Genomic DNA, 20,097 nt, shown 5'->3' on the forward strand with positions numbered 1-20,097 from the left:
AATATTTTTTTATGATAGTTAAAACGTAGCTACAACGCCAAGCTTAATTACTCTAGGTATAGGTACTAATCCCATTACACCTCCTCTAGAACCATTGCTTTGACCATCCATATTAACTTCTGGATCATATCCTGAAAAATCGTCAATGGAGAATAAGTTACGCCCTGATAAGGTAAACTTAATACTGCTTACACCTTTTAAAGGTTTCTTTAAGAGATAGGATGTAGATAATTCTCTGAGTTTAATATGTGATCCATCTTCAATGTAGGACTCTGCAATTCCAAATTTGGCAGCGCCTGTTCCTCTTACGCTCTCACCTCTTAATTCCTTTGCTGTTTCAGGACCTCCTCCAAAGCGATAGAACATACGTGTATCCCAACTTAAAACGTCTCCACCCTGCACTGCATCAAACTGCATTCTAAAAGAAAAGTTTTTGTATTTCAATTCATTTGTCAAGGTTGCAGTATAATCAGGGTTTGGATCTCCAATTACCTTGCTTAAATTAGCGCCAGTTGGCTGACCTGCTGCATTTCGTTCTGGCACAGGGTTGCCATTTGCATCCACTGATCCTTTTTCTCTTTGAGGTAAGCCTCCTGGAGTTAAAAGTAGGGAACCATCAGGGTTTCTAGCATAAAACCCTTGATAAAAGACCCCAAGGGGCTGTCCGTTTTTAGCTACTGAAAAACCGAAATTGCCTATACCAAATTGTTCACCCTCAATATTATTGACAACATTCTTATTGGTAGAGTATGTACCAGTAACTGTCCAACTGAAGTCAGTGGTCTGAACTGGTGTAGCAGTAATTAAGGCTTCAAAACCTCTATTTGTCATAATCCCAATATTTTCTACTCGTGATCCAAAACCTGTAGATGGAGACAAGGTTCTGGCCAACAATAGATCTTCAATATCTTGTTTGTAGTAAGTCAATTCCAACCCAACTCTATTGTCAAACAATCCCATGTCTATCCCAAATTCCAACTCAGTTTGTCGTTCCGGTTTAAGATTGGCATTCCCCAATTGTGTAGGCGCAATTAACCCAGAGTTACCATCAATACTAATGGCGGCATAATTGGATAGCCTATCAAATGGACCAATGGCTGTAAGGTTTCCTGCTTGACCCCACGCAGCCCTGATTTTAAAACTATTAATGGAAGGCCCTAAATTGTCCTTCCAAAAATTCTCTTCAGAAACTAAGTAAGACATACTTGCTTTTGGATAAAATTGATTTCTTTCATCTTTACCAAATACAGAAGAACCATCTAATCTAATGGCGCCCGTAAGAAACAGTTTGTCGCTTATTCCGAAAGTTTGCTGTAAAAAACCTCCCCAAAAAGAGCGCTCGCTTCTACTTTCATTAGTGGAAATTGATGCCGCACCATTAGTGGTTTTAACTCCTAATGCCAAGCCGCTTCCTGAAATAGAGCGATAAATAGATTGATCAGATTGCCATGAAAATCCTGCGGTAGTGGTAGAATTAATGACATCACTAATATCCTTGTCAAATGATCCATTTAAATCACTGTTAAATTGTTTGGTACTCACGGTTGTGGTTCTTGCATTTCCAATAGTCATTGTAGTAGTGCCAATTGGAACATAAGAATTACCTATGGATTCTGAATTGTCATAACCTAAAATATAAGTTAGTTTTAGCCCGTCTACAGGTTTTAAGTTAAGCTGTAAATCACTAATAGTTCTATTATTTTTCTGATTGAAATCGAAAGTGTTGATGTATTCGAGAATATTTGGATAGAACGTCATCGTTGGATAATTCCCGTCTGCATCAGGCTGAGGATCTATAGTGTTATTTGTAAACAAAATTGTTGGTAATATCCCAGCAACATACCCGCCATTAGGTTGGTCTTGGCTATTGCTTGTAGAGAAATACGTTCCAAATGAGGCCGATATCCAATCATTAAGTACCTGATTTACCCGAATACGCCCTCCTTGTCTTTCGTAATTGGTGCTTTTAAGAATACCATCGTTGTTTAAATATGAAAATGAGGCGAAATAATTCGTATTATCACCTCCTCCTGATAAAGAAACATAGTTATCAGTACCAATTGAACTTTGAAATACCATGTCTTGATAGTCATATCTGGTTGCAGGAACTGTAGATAGGTTGGTAATGTCACTAGACGCCCAATCCAGCGGTACCTCATTAAAATCGCGTTTCTTTCTGAGCGAGTTGAAATTCATACTTGTAGAAAAAGTAATCACCGGTTTTCCAGATTTCCCTTTTTTGGTAAAAATTTGTACTACCCCATTACTAGCTCGTGAACCATAAATTGCGGCTGCTGCTGCTCCTTTTATAACCTCAATCCTGTCAATATCCTGTGGACTAATATCAGAAAGCCTATTTTGAACCACACTTGTTGTGCCCAAAACATCTGTGGAATTGTTATTGACAATAACTCCATCAATAATATATAAAGGATCTGAACTACCATTAACAGTACTGGCACTTCTTAATCGAACACTGATGCCGGCAGCAGGATCACCTGAATTTTGGGTTACCTGAATTCCAGCAAGCTTTCCTGAAAGTCCACCTGTAATATCTGTAGCGCCAGATTCTGATATTTCTGAACCTTTAATGCTTGAAATGGTATTACCAAGTTGTTTTTTTGCCGTTAACGCTCCTGCACCCGTGATGACCACTTGATCTAGGCCCAAAATGTCATCAGCCATAACAACATCATTAACTATTTCTTGTTGTTGTCCTAAAGTAATTTTAACTTCTTTAGTGGCTAGTCCTAAAGATCTGAAAACTAGGGTGTAGTTTCCTGCGTCTACTGTTGCTTTTAGTTCATAATTCCCAGAAAAGTCTGTAATGGCGCCAAAGTTTGTGCCCTTAACTTGCACCGTTACACCCATTGCCGGACCCCCTAAATTATCTTGTACATTACCTCGTAAGGTGTACGTTGTTTGGCTTATTGATGTAAAGCCGAACATGAACAACATCAAAAAGCTGCTCAAAAATCGAAATCTCTTAACTTGTAAGAGTGTTTCATTAGTTATTTTCATTGGAATAGAGTATTTGTTAGTTAGCATAAAAATATAAAAACTATACAAGTATTTATGCTTTTTTAATGCGTTATTATGTTAATTTATTTTGATTTGCGGAATGAAATGTGCAACAAAATGCATATTTTAAGAAGTATACAGGTATGAATGTGATAATGTATTATTTTTGATAAGTGCAATTGAATGTTTAATACTTGCTTATTTAAGTACATGTAATATGGCTAAACAATTTTTTATATATCTGATATCTGTTGTCTTAAGTTCTCAAATGTCGCTTGGGCAAAATAGAGGCAAGCAAGACTTACTTTCTGCAAAAATCGATAGCATTTTGCAGGCTTCTGTTGATGTTTCCGAAATTCCGGGTGCAGTAGTCTTAATAAAGCAGGGCGATCAGGAAATACATAAAGCAGCCTATGGTTACGCCTCCCTAAAAAATTATAACCACCATGTTCTCGCTCATCCTGAAAGAACAAGCATTGATCATCTTTATGACATTGCGTCTCTTACAAAGGTAGTTGGTACCACTACGGCCATTATGTTGTTGATTGATGATGGCCTTATAAAAATTGACGATCCAGTATCATTATATATAAAAGCATTTGACACTCCTGAAAAGAGTAAAATAACAATTAGGCACTTGTTAACGCATACCGCTGGACTCTATGAGTGGTATCCCTTATACTATTTTGCCAATACTAAGAAAGAGGTTTACAATCTCATAGACAATTTACCCTTAAAGTATCCTGTAGGTTCTGATAGACATTATAGTGATTTAGGATTTATATTGTTAGGTGAAATTATAGAAAGAGTTTCCAAACTCCCCTTAGATCAATTTATGAAACAACGTATTTTTAAACCACTCGGCATGAACCATACAATGTTTAATCCACTACATCATGACACTGAGCTAAAAATGGCTGCAACTTCCCACGGGAACCCTTATGAAAGAAGAATGATTTCTGATGCTGTTCTAGGGTTCAGCATTGACAGTATCAATCCTAACCAGTGGGATGGATGGCGTAAATATACTTTAAAGGGTGAGGTTAATGATGGTAATGCTTGGTATGCCAATAATGGTTTTTCAGGACACGCTGGTCTTTTTTCTACAGTTTCTGACTTACAGAAAGTAGTTGACATGTTAAGGTATGATGGTAAGGTAGGAAATCAGCAATTTGTTTCTAAACAAACCGTTCGTTTATTTCTAACTCAAGATAAATTTATGAATGGATTAGGATGGGTGATGGACACTTCCAATGCGTTCATGAAGAACGCCCCAAACGGTAGTTTTGGACATACCGGTTTTACAGGAACAAGCATTGCTGTAGTTCCACAATGTGATATCTCAATTGTATTATTGATAAACCGTCAGAATATGGGATTATTACCAAGCCAAAAGTATATAAACCTCAATAAGATTAGAGCGCAGGTGTTTAGAGCAGTGATGGATTATTGTACTCCTTTAAAGAATTAATAAAGTTTTTAATTGAACTCTAATGGTAACACATAGATACTATACAGTGCATAGCTTGTGAGAAATAAGAGAAATAGAAAAGCTTAACGTCAACCTCTAAGTGGAGAGTAGCGTTAAGCTTTTTGTTATAATTTAGCAAATTCTATTTCAAAATTAAATGTTGAATAAAAAACTCCATCATTCTGTGGAAATTTACGGCAGTATGCCCCTTGTCAGGACCTACTTGCACTTCAAAACTCTTTTCAGCCTTTTGTAACGCTTGTATCAGTTGCAAAGAATTTGACGGATGCACGTTATTATCGTTAGTACCGTAAAAAATCATTAATTCTCCTTTAAGATTGTTTGCGTAATTCATCAAATTAGAAGCTTCGTAGCCTTTTGGATTATTCTCAATAAGGTTCATGTAGCGCTCTGTATAGATGTTGTCGTAGTTTCTCCAGTCGGTTACTGCGGAATTTGCAACCGCTGCATGATAGACATCAGGGAATCTTAACAAACTCATCGCTGCAACAGTGCCACCGTAAGACGTGCCGTATACGCCAACTCTAGTGGTGTCAAAATACGGGCGATTGTATAAAGATTTGACGCCAGCTGCAAAATCGTCCATTTCAACAATGCCCAAATTGCCGTATAATTTGTCGAGCATTTTTTTGCCTCGTCCTCCAACATTTCTACCATCAATATTCACTACTAAGAAGCCAAATTCGGTGATAGCGTTTGGAAACTGAAAGGTTTCTCTAAAAGCGTTTACTCCAGGTCCTCCATAGTTGCTTAATATTAGCGGATATTTTTTTGAAGGGTCAAAGTTTGATGGAAAATGGATCATTCCATGCAATTGAGTTTCGCCATCTGCAGATGTGAATTCGAACACTTCAACCGTTTTGAACCCTAATTCCTTAAATTTGGTCAAGTCGGTTTTTAAGAGTTCTTTCTTAATAGTTCCCTTGTCGTCCACAAGACGCATCACCGGAGGGATGTTATGGGTTTGGGCAATATCAATAAAATGTTTCCCGGTTGGAGATAGTATAACGTTATGATTGTAAGCCGGATCTGTTAAGCGCACATCGTTTGTCCCGTCAAAATTAACACGGTGCAACTGTGATTTCATGTGATTATCGCCACTTGCAGCCATGTAGTACACTAGCTTTTTAGCTTCGTCAACCTCAACAATACGCTGAACTTCATAATTGTGATTGGTCAGTTGGTTGACCAAAGTGCCATCGAAATTATAGAGATAATAGTTTTTAAATCCGCTTCTTTCCGATGCCCAAATAAATTGTTTCTTGTCTTTTAGCTCATAAATTTCAGGCGAATTTTCTGTAAAACTTGGAAGCCATTCTTCTCTAACAATCACTCGAGTTTTGCCAGTTTCAGGGTTGGCGGCTTTAAACTCCATGATGTCTTGCTTTCTATTGGTACTGTGAAAAAGCAGTTCCTTCCCATCTGGAGACCATCCGATGTCATATAAATAAGTACCAAGTTCGCCATCGTTAAACGGCTTGCCGTTACGCGTATCGAGCGTGATGGTTTTTTTGGTTTCTAAATCATACACCATTAAGTCGACCGGGAGGTTTTTAGCGCCTACTTTTGGATAGGCTTCCACTTCCAATGAATCTTGGATTTTAGTTTGATGGTACAGCACATAATACATCTGCGCATCCTTTTCATCAAATTTGTAAAAGGCCACTTTTTTACTGTCTGGAGACCACCACATGGCTGTGTTTTGACCAAGCTCTTCACCATACACCCATGTCGCTATTCCGTATTTTATCAGGTTTTCAGGAGTACCATCTTCGGTAATGGCGATAACATTGGAACCATCAGGATTGCTGAGGTACATGTTTCTATCCTTTGTAAACGCTTTTAAGGTAGAATCTGGCGAGATTGCTGACGCATATTGCCTTCCTCTATCTGGTCGTTGTTGTCTTCTATTTGATGTTCTTGGTGAAGGTTTATACGCTTCTGATTTGATGACTTTATTTTTTTTGACATCAAAAGTATGAACGATATCGCCCTCCTGATATGAGAAACGTTTTCCATCGTCACTCCACACCACATTCGACGAGATTCTTGGAACTGAACTGTATAATTGTGGCGCCATTTTTTGATACTGATCGTATCCTGGCATGTTCTTTATTTTCCCTTGGGCGTAACCTGTATTGACCGACACCATTGCTGATAATGTCAGTATGCACAAAGGAATGCATGTTTTAAATAGATTAAATTTCATGTATTTTATTTTAAAAGTTTAAATGAATTAAGACCCTAGCGCATTTGGAATGAACAAAGAGCCAAGAGTCAAAATGTGTTGTTTGTCTCTTATAATGTTTCCTTCAACCATTTGAAGAATTCATTTTGCCATACCAACGCATTTTGTGGTTTTAGCACCCAATGGTTTTCCTCAGGGAAATACAACAGTTTGCTCTTGATGCCTAATAATTGTGCGGCTTGGTAAGCGCTTAAACTTTGCTCAATAGGCACGCGGTAATCTTTTCCACCTTGAATAATCAACATAGGCGTGTCCCATTTAGAAACATTAGTAATCGGATTAAATTCGTTGTACACCTTTTGTGCGGTCATATTATCTTTATCCCAATACGGGCCACCAAAATCGTGGTTCACAAAAAACAGCTCTTCTGTGGTGCCATACATGGTTCTGGTATCAAAAACACCATCATGTGAAATGAACGTTTTAAAACGTTTGTTGTGAATACCCGCTAAATAAAATACAGAGTAACCGCCATAGCTTGCACCAACAGCACCCAGTCGATCTTTATCCACATACGGCTCTTTGGCAACATCATCAATTGCGGAAAGGTAATCGTCCATCACTTGGCCGCCCCAATCTTTACTAATCGCCTCATTCCATTCCACACCATGACCAGGCATCCCGCGACGGTTAGGCGCCACGATGATATAGCCTTGAGAAGCCATCAATTGGAAATTCCAACGGTAAGAATAAAACTGTGACAGGGCTGATTGCGGTCCGCCTTGCGCATATAACAAGGTTGGATATTTCTTGGAAGCATCAAAGTTTGGAGGTAAAATCACCCAAACTAACATTTGCTTTCCATCGGTAGTCGTTACATAGCGCTTTTCAACTTTAGGCAAATCAATACCGTTGTATAAATCTTGATTAATGTTGGTTAAGGCTTTAAAGTTTTTGCTCTTTAAGTTAAAGCTGAAAATTTCAGCGGCATGATTCATATCGGTTCGTGTCACTAGCAACATATCATCTTTTTGGGCAATAATACTCGTCACATCAAATTGACCTTCTGAAAGTTGTTCTACCACAGGAGCGATACGTTTTTTGCCCGGATAATTCACTTTAAAAAGTTGAACAGTGCCGTCAACCGGCGCCGTGAAATAGATGTCGTTTCCATCCTTACTCCATAAAAAACTGTTCACGGTACCATCCCATCGTTCGGTTAAATTTTGTTTAACGCCATTATGCAGTACTACAATATCGTTTTTGTCTGCTTCGTAACCATCAGTTTTCATTTGTAACCAAGCCAATGCGCCATTCCCAGAAAATGTAGGATGGGTATCATAGCCTTTGTTGTCTTTAGTAATATTTGTAGTCGACTTAGACTCAAGATTGTATTTGTAGATATCCGTATTGGTACTGGTAGCGTAGGCTTTGCCTTTTAATTTCTTACTGACATAATAGATGTCCTTGCTATCTGGAGACCAAATATAGTCTTCATCGCCACCAAATGGACGCTGTGGCGTGTGGTGTGGTTCATTTGGCATAAGATCAGTACCCTCCAAATTTTCTGCGCCTACTTTTTTGTAGAACACGTGGTTATACTTGCCATCTTGCCAAGTGTCCCAATGACGAATATCGAGATCTGAATAAATATAAACATCAGATTTTTCTAATTCCTTATAAACGTCGCTGCCTTTAATGTTCTCAATGGCCACCTCTTCATGGAATAAAACGTAGTTGCCATCAGGAGATACGTTTTTATCCTTTGCTTTAAGTTCATCTTTATGTATTTCCACTAAGTCGCCGCCAAGGACGGGTAGTTTATAAAATTTAGAATCGAAGTTGTTTTCCTGAATGTTTGGCGTTTTTACCTCTAGATAGATGGTCGAACCTGCTTTGTCGAGGCCCTTAACGCTGAGACGTTCTACCTTCCACAATAATTCAGGGGTCATTGTTTGTTGCGCATGCACTGCGCTACCACTTACTATTAAGCTCATAATTAGGAGTACCTTTTTCATAATTGATTTGTTTATAATTGGAATGTATGTCTGAATAAATTCATTATTTTCTGTTTGAAATAATGAGCGTATCATAAAGATGCTAAATTTATAAAATTCCTTTGAGATGGGGGAGTGAACCGATGTTTATTACTCTGACAAATGCCTTTTGAGAGCATAACAGTGTGCAATTGGGAGATTCACAACATTATGATCGTAAATTATCTTGAATAAGAGTGTTGAAGGCGTTATTCAATTTCAACACCATCAGTTGTAAATGAAAAGGATTTATTTCCTAATCCACCAACCATGACGGCCTGAAATATTGGATTAAGTTTTTCGCTGCCATACCATTCAATAATAAAATTGGCTCCAGAACCACCAGTTTCGTCATCTTGATCAACTACATATTCTATGGTTTCAAAGGTGTTTAAAAAAATAGGCGAATCGATATAGCCCCTCACCAACTTTCCTTCAGTGTTGTAATAATCCAGCCGACTGATATATAGGGTGTCCGTTTCACTGGTATTGTGAATGCTCAAAGTGGAGGTCAGTAAAGTTCTTTCATTGCGGGTGCGTTGGTAAATGTCAGAATAGACAGGCACATAGACCTTTTTGGTTTTGGTGCCAATGTCGTGAACCTGTGTGCTGTTGAGATGATGTTCTGTAGAAATGGATTCGCTTTTTTCGTAAGGTTTCTTGGTGTCACAACTCGCTATGACGCTTAATAAGAGTGTCATAAAAATTAGAGTGTATTTCATGGAATAGAGGTTTCTTGGCAGTAGCATACCGTTCTCTAACAAATATAAAAAGATTTATGCAGTGTTAACAAAAAGATATTTGATATATTATTGTCGGACTTTAAAATTTGATGAATGCGTGGAACATAAAAAAAAGCCTAACATATCAAATGATTTATTAGGCTTTTAGTGGTCGGGGTGGCAGGATTCGAACCTGCGACCTCCGCGTCCCAAACGCGGCGCGATAACCGGGCTACGCTACACCCCGAGTGGTTATCTTTGTCTCGACTCCTGGAAATCGAGGTGCAAATATATGGCTTTTCTTTAAATTGTAACAAATTTTATTTCTAAATTTATAGATTAATCTCTAACAGTATGAAAATCAAAAATTACGTTCTAGTATTAATGGCATTTGTGGGCATCAGTTCATGTGCTCAAGATAAAAACCCTGTCAATACCAATCACGACTTTGAAATGGTGGTGCCCGAGTTAACCAATCCTTGGGGGTTTGTATTTTTACCTGATAATTCAATGTTGATTAATGAAAAAGAAGGTAAAATCATTCATTTTAAAGAGGGTAAAAAAACAGGTGTTGAAGGTGTCCCTGAAGTTTACAATAGAGGGCAAGGCGGTTTACTTGATATAGTCCTTCACCCCAATTACAAAGAGAACGGATGGATATATCTAACCTACGCCTCATCAGATGGTGAGGATGAAGGTGGAAATACGGCCTTGATGCGGGCTAAATTAGAAAATAATGTACTCGTAAATAAGGAAGTCCTTTATAAAGCCACTCCTAATACGACTAAAGGGCAGCACTTTGGTTCTCGAATTGTTTTTGACAACAATGGGTATCTTTATTTTACAATTGGAGATAGGGGTGATCGTGATATCAATCCGCAAGACATTACCCGAGACGGCGGTAAGGTATATCGATTACATGATGATGGCTCCATTCCTGAGGACAACCCTTTTATAAATGATCCCAAAGCGAAAAAGGCAATCTATTCTTATGGACATCGGAATCCACAAGGCATGGTACTGCATCCAATTACTGGAGAAGTGTGGACGCATGAGCATGGGCCAAGAGGGGGTGATGAAATCAATATCATTAAAAAAGCAGCCAATTATGGGTGGCCAGTAATTAGTTATGGCATCAATTATGTGGGTACCAAATTCACTGATATTACTGAAAAGGAAGGAATGGAACAGCCTCTTCATTATTGGGACCCATCCATAGCGCCTAGTGGTATGGCTTTTATCACCAGCGATAATTATCCGGGGTGGAAAGGCGATTTATTGGTAGGTTCGTTAAAATTTCTATATGTAGATAAGGTGGTGTTAAAAGAGGGTAAAGTGGTTAAAGAAGAACGTCTTTTAGATGGCTTGGGTCGTGTCAGATCTATAAACCAAGGGCCTGATGGCTTCATCTACGTTGGTATTGAAAACAAAGGCATTGTTAAAATACTTCCTAAAAACAAAGGAAAAAAATGATTGCAGTAGTTGCGTTTTTAAGTCTGTTGTTGTCCTGTAAGACGACACCACAACAAACACTCGAATTAAAAGAAAGCATCGCTAGAGGTGCCGGAGTTTATGAAAATTTTTGCATGAATTGCCATATGCCAAATGGTGAGGGCATCACCAATGCCTTTCCGCCCTTAGCAAAAGCTGATTATTTAATGAACAAGCGTCGTGAAAGTATTAAAGCAGTAAAATATGGATTGTCTGGAGAAATCACCGTTAATGGGGTTACTTATAACAGCAGTATGGCGGCTTTAGGGCTTTCTGATCATGAAGTTGCTGACGTTATGAATTATGTATTAAATTCGTGGGGAAATGACGATGGGAAAATTGTAACACCTGCCGAAGTTTCTAAAATTGAGCCCTAGTAGTTCTCAATAAATGGTTAAATTTGCCCGGAAATCTAAAAAATAAAGGATGCTGATTATAGGAATAGCTGGGGGAACAGGATGTGGAAAAACGACCGTTGTTAATCAAATTTTAAAAGAATTGCCAGAAGGTGAAGTGGGGGTGATTTCTCAAGATTCTTATTATAAAGACACGACGCATTTAAGTTTTGATGAGCGTGTAAAGATCAATTTTGACCATCCACGTTCTATCGATTTTGAATTGTTGGAACGTCATCTGAAAGATTTGAAAGAAGGCAAGGATATTCACCAACCCGTATACTCCTTTATCAAACATAATAGAACAGGAGATACCATCCTGACGCATCCAAGAAAAGTGATGATTGTTGAAGGTATTTTGATATTGACCAATCCTGAATTACGCGATATGATGGACATTAAAATCTTTGTTCATGCTGATAGTGATGAGCGCTTAATCAGACGCCTAAAACGTGATATTTCTGAGCGTGGACGCGACTTAGATGAAGTGTTGGCACGTTATCAAAACACGCTCAAACCAATGCATCAACAGTTTATTGAGCCGATGAAAGAGTATGCAGACATTATCATCCCCAACAATAAGTACAACACCGTAGCAGTTGATATTGTAAAGACCATCATTAACCAACGCTTAATATAAGTTGAAAACTAAAAACAAATATCTAAAGTTCTTTAAGAACATGTACGTGCTCATATTTATCGTGTTCGGTGTGTGGATGCTGTTTTTTGATGCCAACTCGTATCTGATTCATCATGAGTTGAATTCAGAAATGAACGATTTGGAAGATGAGCGTGATTATTATAAAAAAGAGATTTTAAAAGATAAAAAAGCCATCAAAGCCTTAAGTACAGAGGAGGGGCTGGAACGTTTAGCGCGCGAAAAATACTACATGAAAAGAGAGAATGAAGAAATTTATATTATTGAATATGAAGATAGTATAAAAAGCCAAGAAGACTATGAGTAAGACGCTATTTGATGAATTTTCTGAGGCTACTTCCAAGCAGTGGAAACAGCTAATTCAATATGACTTAAAAGGGGCTGATTATAATGAAACCTTAATCTGGAAAACGGATGAAGGGATTCATGTGAAACCTTTTTACCACGCCGATGAGTTTGAAAAGCGTCCAGAAGTATCTAATACCAAGGCCACGGAATGGCAGATATGTCAAGCCATCTATGTGGCTAATGTTGAAAAATCCAATTTTAAGGCTGTCAATGCCATTGCGCGAGGGGCGGAAAGTATTACATTTATTTTACCATCAGAAGCGATTGTCATTAAAGATCTTTTAGTTAACATCAATCTGACAAAAGTCACCGTATTTTTTGAGTGTCAGTTCTTGTCTGAAGATTTTGTTAAGCAGTTCGATTATATTCCAAGTAAGGAAAATATCCATATCCACACTGATATTATTGGCAATCTGGCCAAAACTGGAAATTGGTTTAATAATCTAAGTTCAGACCAATCTCAGTTTATAGATATCGTAAAATATACAAACTCGTTTTCAATCAACCTCAATTTATATCAAAATGCTGGTGCTAATATGGTGCAGCAGTTGGCTTATGCCTTAGCCCATGCTAACGAGTATTTGAATCATTTGGATGCCGTTCTCACTCCTGAGGCAAAAGAATCTTTTAAAGTGATTTTTAATGTGTCCGTAGGCACGAATTATTTCTTTGAGATTGCAAAACTCCGTGCCCTAAGGAAACTCTGGAGTTTTTTAGCTGAGACTTACGGATGGAATACTGAATGTCTGATTTTTGTTAAGCCTACAAGGCGCAATAAAACTTTGTACGATTATAACACCAATATGTTGCGTACCACTACGGAATGTATGAGCGCCATCTTTGGTGGTGCAAATACCATATGTAATGCCCCTTACGATGCTATTTATCATAAGGATAACGAATTCTCTGAGCGCATCGCAAGAAACCAATTGTTAGTGCTAAAGCACGAAAGCTACCTTGATAAAGTTAATAATCCTGCAGATGGGGCTTATTATATAGAAAGTCTGACCGATCAATTGGCAGAGAAATCTTTAGCCTTGTTTAAAGATATTGAAGCTAATGGTGGATTTCTTCATCAGTTAAAGGAAGGCATTATTCAAAATAAAATTAAGGAAAGTGCCGTAAAAGAACAGGAACAATTTGATAAAGGTGAATTGATTTTATTGGGTACCAACAAGCATCCTAATGTCAGTGATAAAATGGCGCATGAATTGGAACTGTATCCTTTTGTAAAGAAAAATCCTGTAAAAACCTTAATAGAGCCTATTATTGAAAAACGTTTGGCAGAAGCTGTTGAACAAAAACGATTGGATGATGAGTAGAAAGAATGTGCAACATATCGTTTTAAAGCATAAAGATCAAATCGTTAAACATCAAGATGCAGAACCTTTTAGAACGGCCGAAGATATTGATATTCAGTCTACCTATTCGAAAGCGGATTTAGACCAATTAGAACATCTTAATTTTATTGCCGGTTTGGCACCAAACCTTCGCGGGCCTTATTCTACCATGTATGTGCGTAGACCATGGACGATCAGGCAATATGCTGGATTTTCTACAGCTGAAGAAAGTAACGCCTTTTACAGGCGAAATTTGGCGGCAGGCCAAAAAGGACTGTCTGTAGCTTTTGATTTGGCAACCCATCGCGGTTATGATTCTGATCACCCGCGTGTGGTGGGCGATGTTGGTAAGGCAGGAGTAGCCATCGATTCTGTAGAGGATATGAAGTTGCTTTTTGATCAAATTCCACTAGATAAAATGTCCGTTTCCATGACCATGAATGGTGCGGTATTGCCCATTATGGCATTTTATATTGTAGCCGCTGAAGAACAAGGCGTGCAGCCTGAGCAATTGGCAGGTACCATTCAGAATGATATTTTAAAGGAGTTTATGGTGCGGAATACCTATATCTATCCGCCAACACCGTCCATGAAAATCATCTCAGATATTTTTGAATATTCGAGTAAAAACATGCCTAAATTCAACAGTATTAGCATTTCTGGGTATCATATGCAAGAAGCTGGTGCTACAGCTGATATTGAATTGGCATATACCCTTGCTGACGGTCTTGAATACATTAGAAAAGGACTCGATGCAGGGATGGATATTGACACATTTGCGCCGCGTTTATCTTTTTTCTGGGCGATAGGCATGAATCACTTTATGGAAATTGCTAAAATGCGTGCCGCTCGTATGTTATGGGCAAAATTAGTGAAGCAATTCAACCCGAAAAACGATAAATCACTGTCATTACGTACCCATTGTCAAACCTCCGGATGGAGTTTGACGGAACAAGATCCGTTTAATAACGTTGCCAGAACCACTATTGAAGCCGCTGCAGCAGCCTTTGGCGGGACTCAGAGTTTACACACCAATGCTTTGGATGAGGCGATTGCCTTACCAACCGATTTTTCAGCAAGAATAGCGAGAAATACACAACTGTTCCTACAACAGGAAACCCACATCACCAAAACCGTCGATCCGTGGGCAGGAAGTTATTATGTGGAAAAATTAACCCACGACATCGCCCAAAAAGCCTGGGAATTGATTGAAGAGGTTGAGGAGCTTGGAGGAATGACCAAAGCGATTGAAGCAGGGATTCCTAAATTGCGTATTGAGGAAGCGGCAGCGCGCAAACAAGCACGTATTGATTCCTCACAAGACATCATTGTTGGCGTGAACAAATACCGCTTGGATAAAGAAGATCCAATCTCAACCTTAGAAGTCGATAATCAAACCGTAAGACTTTCACAAATAGAACGTTTGAACCGTATTAAATCGGAACGCAACGCTGCCAAAGTGACCGCAGCATTGTCAAAATTAACTGTAAATGCACGCACGGGTAAGGGTAATTTATTAGCTTTAGCTGTAGAAGCTGCTCGAGAACGCGCTACTTTAGGTGAAATTAGCGATGCGTTAGAGGACGTTTTCGGGAGATATAAAGCTCAGATAAAATCATTTTCAGGCGTGTATAGCAAAGAAATAAAAGACGACAGCTCCTTTAAAAGAGCACGGGAACTGGCCGATAAATTTGCGGAACAAGACGGGCGTAGACCCCGAATTATGATCGCAAAAATGGGGCAGGATGGTCACGATAGAGGCGCTAAGGTTGTCGCTACAGGCTATGCTGATGTTGGATTTGATGTGGATATCGGTCCCTTATTCCAAACACCTAAAGAAGCCGCAAAACAGGCTGTAGAAAATGATGTGCATATTTTAGGCGTGTCATCTTTGGCAGCAGGTCATAAAACTCTGGTGCCGCGAGTTATTGAGGAACTCAAAAATTATGGTCGGGAGGATATTATGGTCATCGTTGGTGGCGTCATACCGAAACAAGATTATCAATATTTATTTGATGCAGGAGCGATAGCTGTTTTCGGTCCAGGAACACGCATTAGCGATGCCGCGATCCAGATCTTGGAAATTTTAATCGATTGATTATCCTAAGGGAATGCTAAACTCAGTACTATAAATAAGTATAACGTAATGAACTAAATGATGGCTTTATTTGTAGTTGTTTCTTTCAATTATGAAATCGATATTTTTGGAGTGTACCATCGAAGCAAAGACTTAAGAGGAAGTAATGCAAGTTTACACTCCACTAGTTTTTTCTGATGTGCTGCTAATTACAGCACTGAAACATAAAGCGATCAGTGTTACACATAATCCTCATTTTGCCGGTGTACTATTTTTTAAAATAAACTCATCAAAATCATGAAAAATCTATTCGCAATGTTACTGCTTAGCATTTTGTTCTCTTGTAAAACAGGGATGCAACAAAAAGAAACCAAGCCAAATATTTTATTGATTGTGATTGATGATTTGGGTTATGCTGACTTTTCGTCATTTAGGAATCATGATCAGCAAATTTCAACGCCAAATATTACCCGATTAGGAAAATCGGGAACCGTTTACACTCAGGCTTATGTAACCGCACCAGTTTGCAGTCCGTCTCGGGCGGGAATCCTTACCGGACAGAATCAATTTAGATGGGATAAACCCGCAAGTTGGGGCCCACGACTTCCGGACAATGTCAAAACCATTGCTGAATATCTGAAAGAAGCAGGTTATGCCACAGCCCGCATAGGCAAAAATGATTTAGGGAGAAATTTTCATAAAAATGATGTACGCGAATATCCTTTACAACATGGCTACGACGAATTTCTAGGGTTTAGCGCACATGCACATGATTATTGGCTAAATTCACAGGAAATAAAGGACAGAACACCAGATCCGTATGGAACGAGTGCGCTATTGGGGCCGTTGATGCATAATATGGGTGAAAAAAGTTATAAGGAGGGTTATTTAACCGATATTTTGACGGATGAATCTATTGACTATATCAAACAGAAAAGGGACCAGCCATTTTTTCTCACCTTATCCTATAGCGCCGTACACCATCTGATACATGAAGTGCCAAAGAAGTATTTAGACAAATATAATGTGAAGGAAATTCCTAATTATGATCCTGATGCTATGGAAGCTTTTGGAAAACACAAGCCAGGGTCCTACGCTGCGTATTACGACAAGTATTCTCGTGTTGGCGCCATTCAGCATAAGGACCTAAGAAATTATTACTTAGCGAATTTGAACTGTTTGGATGATAATATTGGTCGCGTCTTGGATGCTATAAAACAACAGGGATTAGAAAAAGAAACCTTAATTGTATTTGTTTCTGACAATGGAGGCTCACCACTTACAGGTGCCAATAATAGCCCATTAACGGGAGGTAAATATTCGTTATGGGAAGGTGGTATCCGTGTGCCTATGGCTATGAGTTGGCCGGGTAAAGTAGAAGCAGGAGCCATTCGAAATGAAAATGTGTCTGCACTTGATATTCTGCCAACATTGGTGGAAATTGCTGGCATAAAGATAACCGATTCTAAGGTGGATGGAATCAGTCTATTCAATCCAGACCCTAACCGTTTATTGGTATGGAAATGGCAAAAAACTTGGGCGGTAAGAAAAGGCGATTGGAAATTGACCAATACTAATGAAAATCACTGGAAAAGTGAACCTTCCGCACAATATATCAAGCCAATCCGGGATGATTTTACACTTAAATTATTCGATCTTTCTAATGACCCAGGAGAACGTAAAGATTTAGCAATCATGCATCCTGAGAAGGTAAAAGAATTAGAGGCTGCTTATAAGGCGTGGATGGAGGCAAATGTCATAAGTAACTGAATAGTAGTGTTGTTATTTAAGTGTTATGCAATGGTGACTTTAATGCCTTTTTCTTCAAATTTTCTTATTAACCCAGTTGAAATACCTTTATCGGTAATCAGTTCGTGAATCTGATCTATATCGCAAATTCTGGCAAAACTCTTTTTGCCAAATTTGGAAGAATCCGCTAAAACAATAATTTTTTGTGCAGCTGCTAACATTTGTCTATTGAGTTGTGCCTCTTCTAAATTAGTGGTGGAAAGTCCATAATCTAAATCAAGTCCGTCTACACCCAAAAAAAGCTTGCTACATGAAACATTGGCTAAAATGTGCTCTGCATAGGACCCAATAACGGAGCCTGATGAGTGGCGAATATAGCCTCCAAGTTGGAGAATTTCAATGCTTTTATCATGAATCAAATGCAGGACAACATGCAATGAGGAGGTGATTACCGTTAATTTGTTTTTGGGTTTGATAAATTTTGACAAGGCTTGTACCGTAGTACCTGAAGCAATAAGGATGGAATCATTTTCATCTATCAATCGGGCAGCGCACTCTGCAATCCCATTTTTTTCTTCTACAGAAATTTTTTCCTTTTCGCCAATTGCCTTTTCATTGATATAGGGATTGTCCAATGAGGCACCTCCATGGGTGCGATAAAGGAGCCCCTTTTCCTCCAGCAATCTTAAATCTTTTCGAATAGTAACTGCAGAAACATCTAGTAGTTCACATAAATCCGAAACTTCAAGATGTTCCTCCTTCGCTAGTTTTTCTAATATAATTTGATGTCTTCTCATAAGTGTGCTTCACAAATATAAGCAAATGAAAGCTATCGACCTATAAATTATGTTTTAAGGTTTCGTTTAACATAAAAAAGTTTCGTTTTGTTTCATTTAGAAAAAATAATATTTATATTTGAAACCATATAAAACAAATAGTACTAATATTTACAGACTTTGTTCGATAGAAAAACATTAATGAAACCCTTAGAAAACAATCCTGACTGGGATGTTATTATTGTTGGGGGAGGGGCTACCGGACTGGGCATGGCTTTAGATAGCGTTACAAGAGGTTATAAAACCTTGTTGTTAGAACAATCTGATTTTGCCAAAGGCACTTCTAGTAGGAGCACTAAACTGGTGCATGGTGGTGTACGCTATCTTGCTCAAGGGAATATTGATTTGGTTCAGGAAGCGCTTTATGAAAGAGGCTTGATGCTTAAAAATGCATCCCATTTGGTTAGAAATCAATCGTTCATCATTCCCAATTATAAATGGTGGGATTCGTTGGTATATACCGTAGGGTTAAAAGTCTACGATATTCTGGCTGGCAAATTAAGTTTTGGTAAATCGACCAGAATATCTAAAAAGAACACTTCTTTACGACTTTCAACCATTAAAACAGAACATCTTAAAGGTGGGGTGGTTTACCATGACGGGCAATTTGATGATGCGCGATTGGCGGTTAATATTGCACAAACTGCTATTGAACAGGGGGCAACGCTTTTAAATCATTTTAAAGTGAGCTGTTTACAAAAGGATGCGAACGGAAAAGTTAACGGTGTTACAGCCGTAGATAACGAGACTCATAAAACGCATACTTTTAATGCCAAAGTAGTCATTAATGCTACGGGCGTATTTACTGACGAAATTCTGCAGATGGACACTGCGGGAGCTAAAAATACGGTGAGGCCAAGTCAGGGCATTCATTTGGTGTTAGACCGTTCTTTTTTGCCCGGTGATGATGCTGTCATGATTCCTAAAACGGCTGATGGAAGAGTGCTTTTTTTGGTGCCATGGCATCACAGGGTGGTTGTTGGCACTACAGACACCTTATTGGATAGTCACAGTTTGGAGCCCAAACCACTTGATAAAGAAGTCGATTTTATTTTGGAAACTGCTAATGCCTATTTAAATAAGCAGGTAACCAGGGCTGATGTGTTGAGTATTTTTGCTGGCCTGCGTCCGCTGGCGGCCCCTAAGGATGCTTCAGAGAAAACGAAGGAAATTTCAAGAAGTCATAAAATTATCGTGTCGGCATCTGGTTTGATCACTATTACAGGCGGAAAATGGACCACTTATAGAAAGATGGCTCAAGACACCATAAACAAGATCATCTTTTTAGGCAAATTACCGCATCGGGAATGTCAAACAAAACATTTAGCCATTCATGGTGCTGATGGGTCGGCTGATGACACTGATCACCTGTATATTTATGGAACAGATCAAAAAGCTATTGAACAGTTAATCCAGGAGTCTCCAGAACTCGGAGCTAAATTGCATCCAAGATTGGAGTTTTTAAAAGCTGAGGTGTTTTGGGCTGTGAAGAATGAAATGGCACTTACAGTAGAAGACGTTTTGGCAAGGCGTGTCCGTATCTTGTTTTTGGATGCTAGGGCAGCAAAAGAATGTGCACCTATAGTTGCTGACATATTAGCAGCATATTTAGGCAAGAATGAGGATTGGAAACAATCACAAATCAAAGAATTTACGCACTTAGCAAATCAATATATCTTATAAATACTAGCGTGCTCAAGATTTTAAGAGCTGTTTTTGTTTTATTTTTAAATGTAAAAAATTA

At 38.6% G+C, this 20,097-nt stretch carries 14 protein-coding genes and 1 tRNA gene; 9 read left to right on the top strand and 6 right to left on the bottom strand.

The annotated features are described in order from the left end of the window. Window positions 1-18: 18 nt before the first annotated feature. Window positions 19-3,021: a SusC/RagA family TonB-linked outer membrane protein gene (locus BXY82_RS07635; RefSeq protein ID WP_166643270.1), complete on the bottom strand. Its 3,003-nt coding sequence runs from the start codon at window positions 3,019-3,021 to the stop codon at window positions 19-21. Between the two features lie 217 nt (window positions 3,022-3,238). On the opposite strand from BXY82_RS07635, the gene BXY82_RS07640 reads away from it, so the two are divergent. Continuing rightward, window positions 3,239-4,492, top strand: a complete 1,254-nt coding sequence (locus BXY82_RS07640) for a serine hydrolase domain-containing protein (protein ID WP_133757614.1) — start codon at window positions 3,239-3,241, stop codon at window positions 4,490-4,492. A 142-nt stretch (window positions 4,493-4,634) separates the two neighbouring features. On the opposite strand, the gene BXY82_RS07645 is transcribed toward BXY82_RS07640, so the two are convergent. The 4 genes from BXY82_RS07645 to BXY82_RS07660 all read right to left on the bottom strand — a co-directional run bounded on the left by BXY82_RS07645 (window position 4,635) and on the right by BXY82_RS07660 (window position 9,706). Then, window positions 4,635-6,722: a S9 family peptidase gene (locus BXY82_RS07645; RefSeq protein WP_133757615.1), complete on the bottom strand. Its 2,088-nt coding sequence runs from the start codon at window positions 6,720-6,722 to the stop codon at window positions 4,635-4,637. 89 nt (window positions 6,723-6,811) lie between these two features. Next, complete coding sequence (locus BXY82_RS07650; protein ID WP_133757616.1) at window positions 6,812-8,719, bottom strand: S9 family peptidase; 1,908 nt, start codon at window positions 8,717-8,719, stop codon at window positions 6,812-6,814. A 227-nt stretch (window positions 8,720-8,946) separates the two neighbouring features. Continuing rightward, entirely contained in the window at window positions 8,947-9,459 is a 513-nt protein-coding gene (locus BXY82_RS07655) for a DUF3124 domain-containing protein (RefSeq protein ID WP_166643271.1), read from the bottom strand. 169 nt (window positions 9,460-9,628) lie between these two features. Then, window positions 9,629-9,706, bottom strand: a tRNA-Pro gene (locus BXY82_RS07660). A 107-nt stretch (window positions 9,707-9,813) separates the two neighbouring features. Here BXY82_RS07660 and BXY82_RS07665 point away from each other — a divergent pair. The 7 genes from BXY82_RS07665 (at window position 9,814) to BXY82_RS07695 (ending at window position 17,538) form a co-directional block, all read left to right on the top strand. Continuing rightward, window positions 9,814-10,932 carry a PQQ-dependent sugar dehydrogenase gene (locus BXY82_RS07665; protein WP_133757618.1) on the top strand — a complete coding sequence of 373 codons (1,119 nt, stop codon included), beginning with the start codon at window positions 9,814-9,816 and terminating at the stop codon, window positions 10,930-10,932. After that, on the top strand, window positions 10,929-11,327 hold the full coding sequence (locus tag BXY82_RS07670; RefSeq protein ID WP_133757619.1) for a c-type cytochrome: 399 nt from the start codon (window positions 10,929-10,931) through the stop codon (window positions 11,325-11,327). The genes BXY82_RS07665 and BXY82_RS07670 overlap by 4 nt, the downstream gene beginning before the upstream one ends. Window positions 11,328-11,376: 49 nt before the next feature. Beyond that, window positions 11,377-11,985: a uridine kinase gene (udk, locus tag BXY82_RS07675; protein WP_133757620.1), complete on the top strand. Its 609-nt coding sequence runs from the start codon at window positions 11,377-11,379 to the stop codon at window positions 11,983-11,985. Window positions 11,986-12,025: 40 nt separating this feature from the next. Continuing rightward, a complete protein-coding gene (locus tag BXY82_RS07680; protein ID WP_133757621.1) occupies window positions 12,026-12,310 on the top strand; it encodes an FtsB family cell division protein in 285 nt (94 codons plus the stop codon). Continuing rightward, window positions 12,303-13,673, top strand: a complete 1,371-nt coding sequence (locus BXY82_RS07685) for a methylmalonyl-CoA mutase subunit beta (RefSeq protein WP_133757622.1) — start codon at window positions 12,303-12,305, stop codon at window positions 13,671-13,673. The genes BXY82_RS07680 and BXY82_RS07685 overlap by 8 nt, the downstream gene beginning before the upstream one ends. Beyond that, window positions 13,666-15,789, top strand: coding sequence for a methylmalonyl-CoA mutase (gene scpA, locus BXY82_RS07690; protein ID WP_133758616.1), 2,124 nt, complete (start codon window positions 13,666-13,668; stop codon window positions 15,787-15,789). The genes BXY82_RS07685 and scpA overlap by 8 nt, the downstream gene beginning before the upstream one ends. A gap of 276 nt (window positions 15,790-16,065) precedes the next feature. Further along, a complete protein-coding gene (locus BXY82_RS07695; RefSeq protein ID WP_133757623.1) occupies window positions 16,066-17,538 on the top strand; it encodes a sulfatase family protein in 1,473 nt (490 codons plus the stop codon). A 23-nt stretch (window positions 17,539-17,561) separates the two neighbouring features. Here BXY82_RS07695 and BXY82_RS07700 read toward each other — a convergent pair whose 3' ends face one another. After that, complete coding sequence (locus BXY82_RS07700; RefSeq protein WP_133757624.1) at window positions 17,562-18,314, bottom strand: DeoR/GlpR family DNA-binding transcription regulator; 753 nt, start codon at window positions 18,312-18,314, stop codon at window positions 17,562-17,564. A 180-nt stretch (window positions 18,315-18,494) separates the two neighbouring features. Here BXY82_RS07700 and BXY82_RS07705 point away from each other — a divergent pair, with 180 nt between their 5' ends. Then, entirely contained in the window at window positions 18,495-20,036 is a 1,542-nt protein-coding gene (locus BXY82_RS07705) for a glycerol-3-phosphate dehydrogenase/oxidase (protein WP_133757625.1), read from the top strand. Window positions 20,037-20,097 lie beyond the last annotated feature (61 nt).

The sequence above is a fragment of the Gelidibacter sediminis genome, from assembly GCF_004364975.1.
GTDB classification, from domain to species: Bacteria; Bacteroidota; Bacteroidia; order Flavobacteriales; family Flavobacteriaceae; genus Gelidibacter; species Gelidibacter sediminis.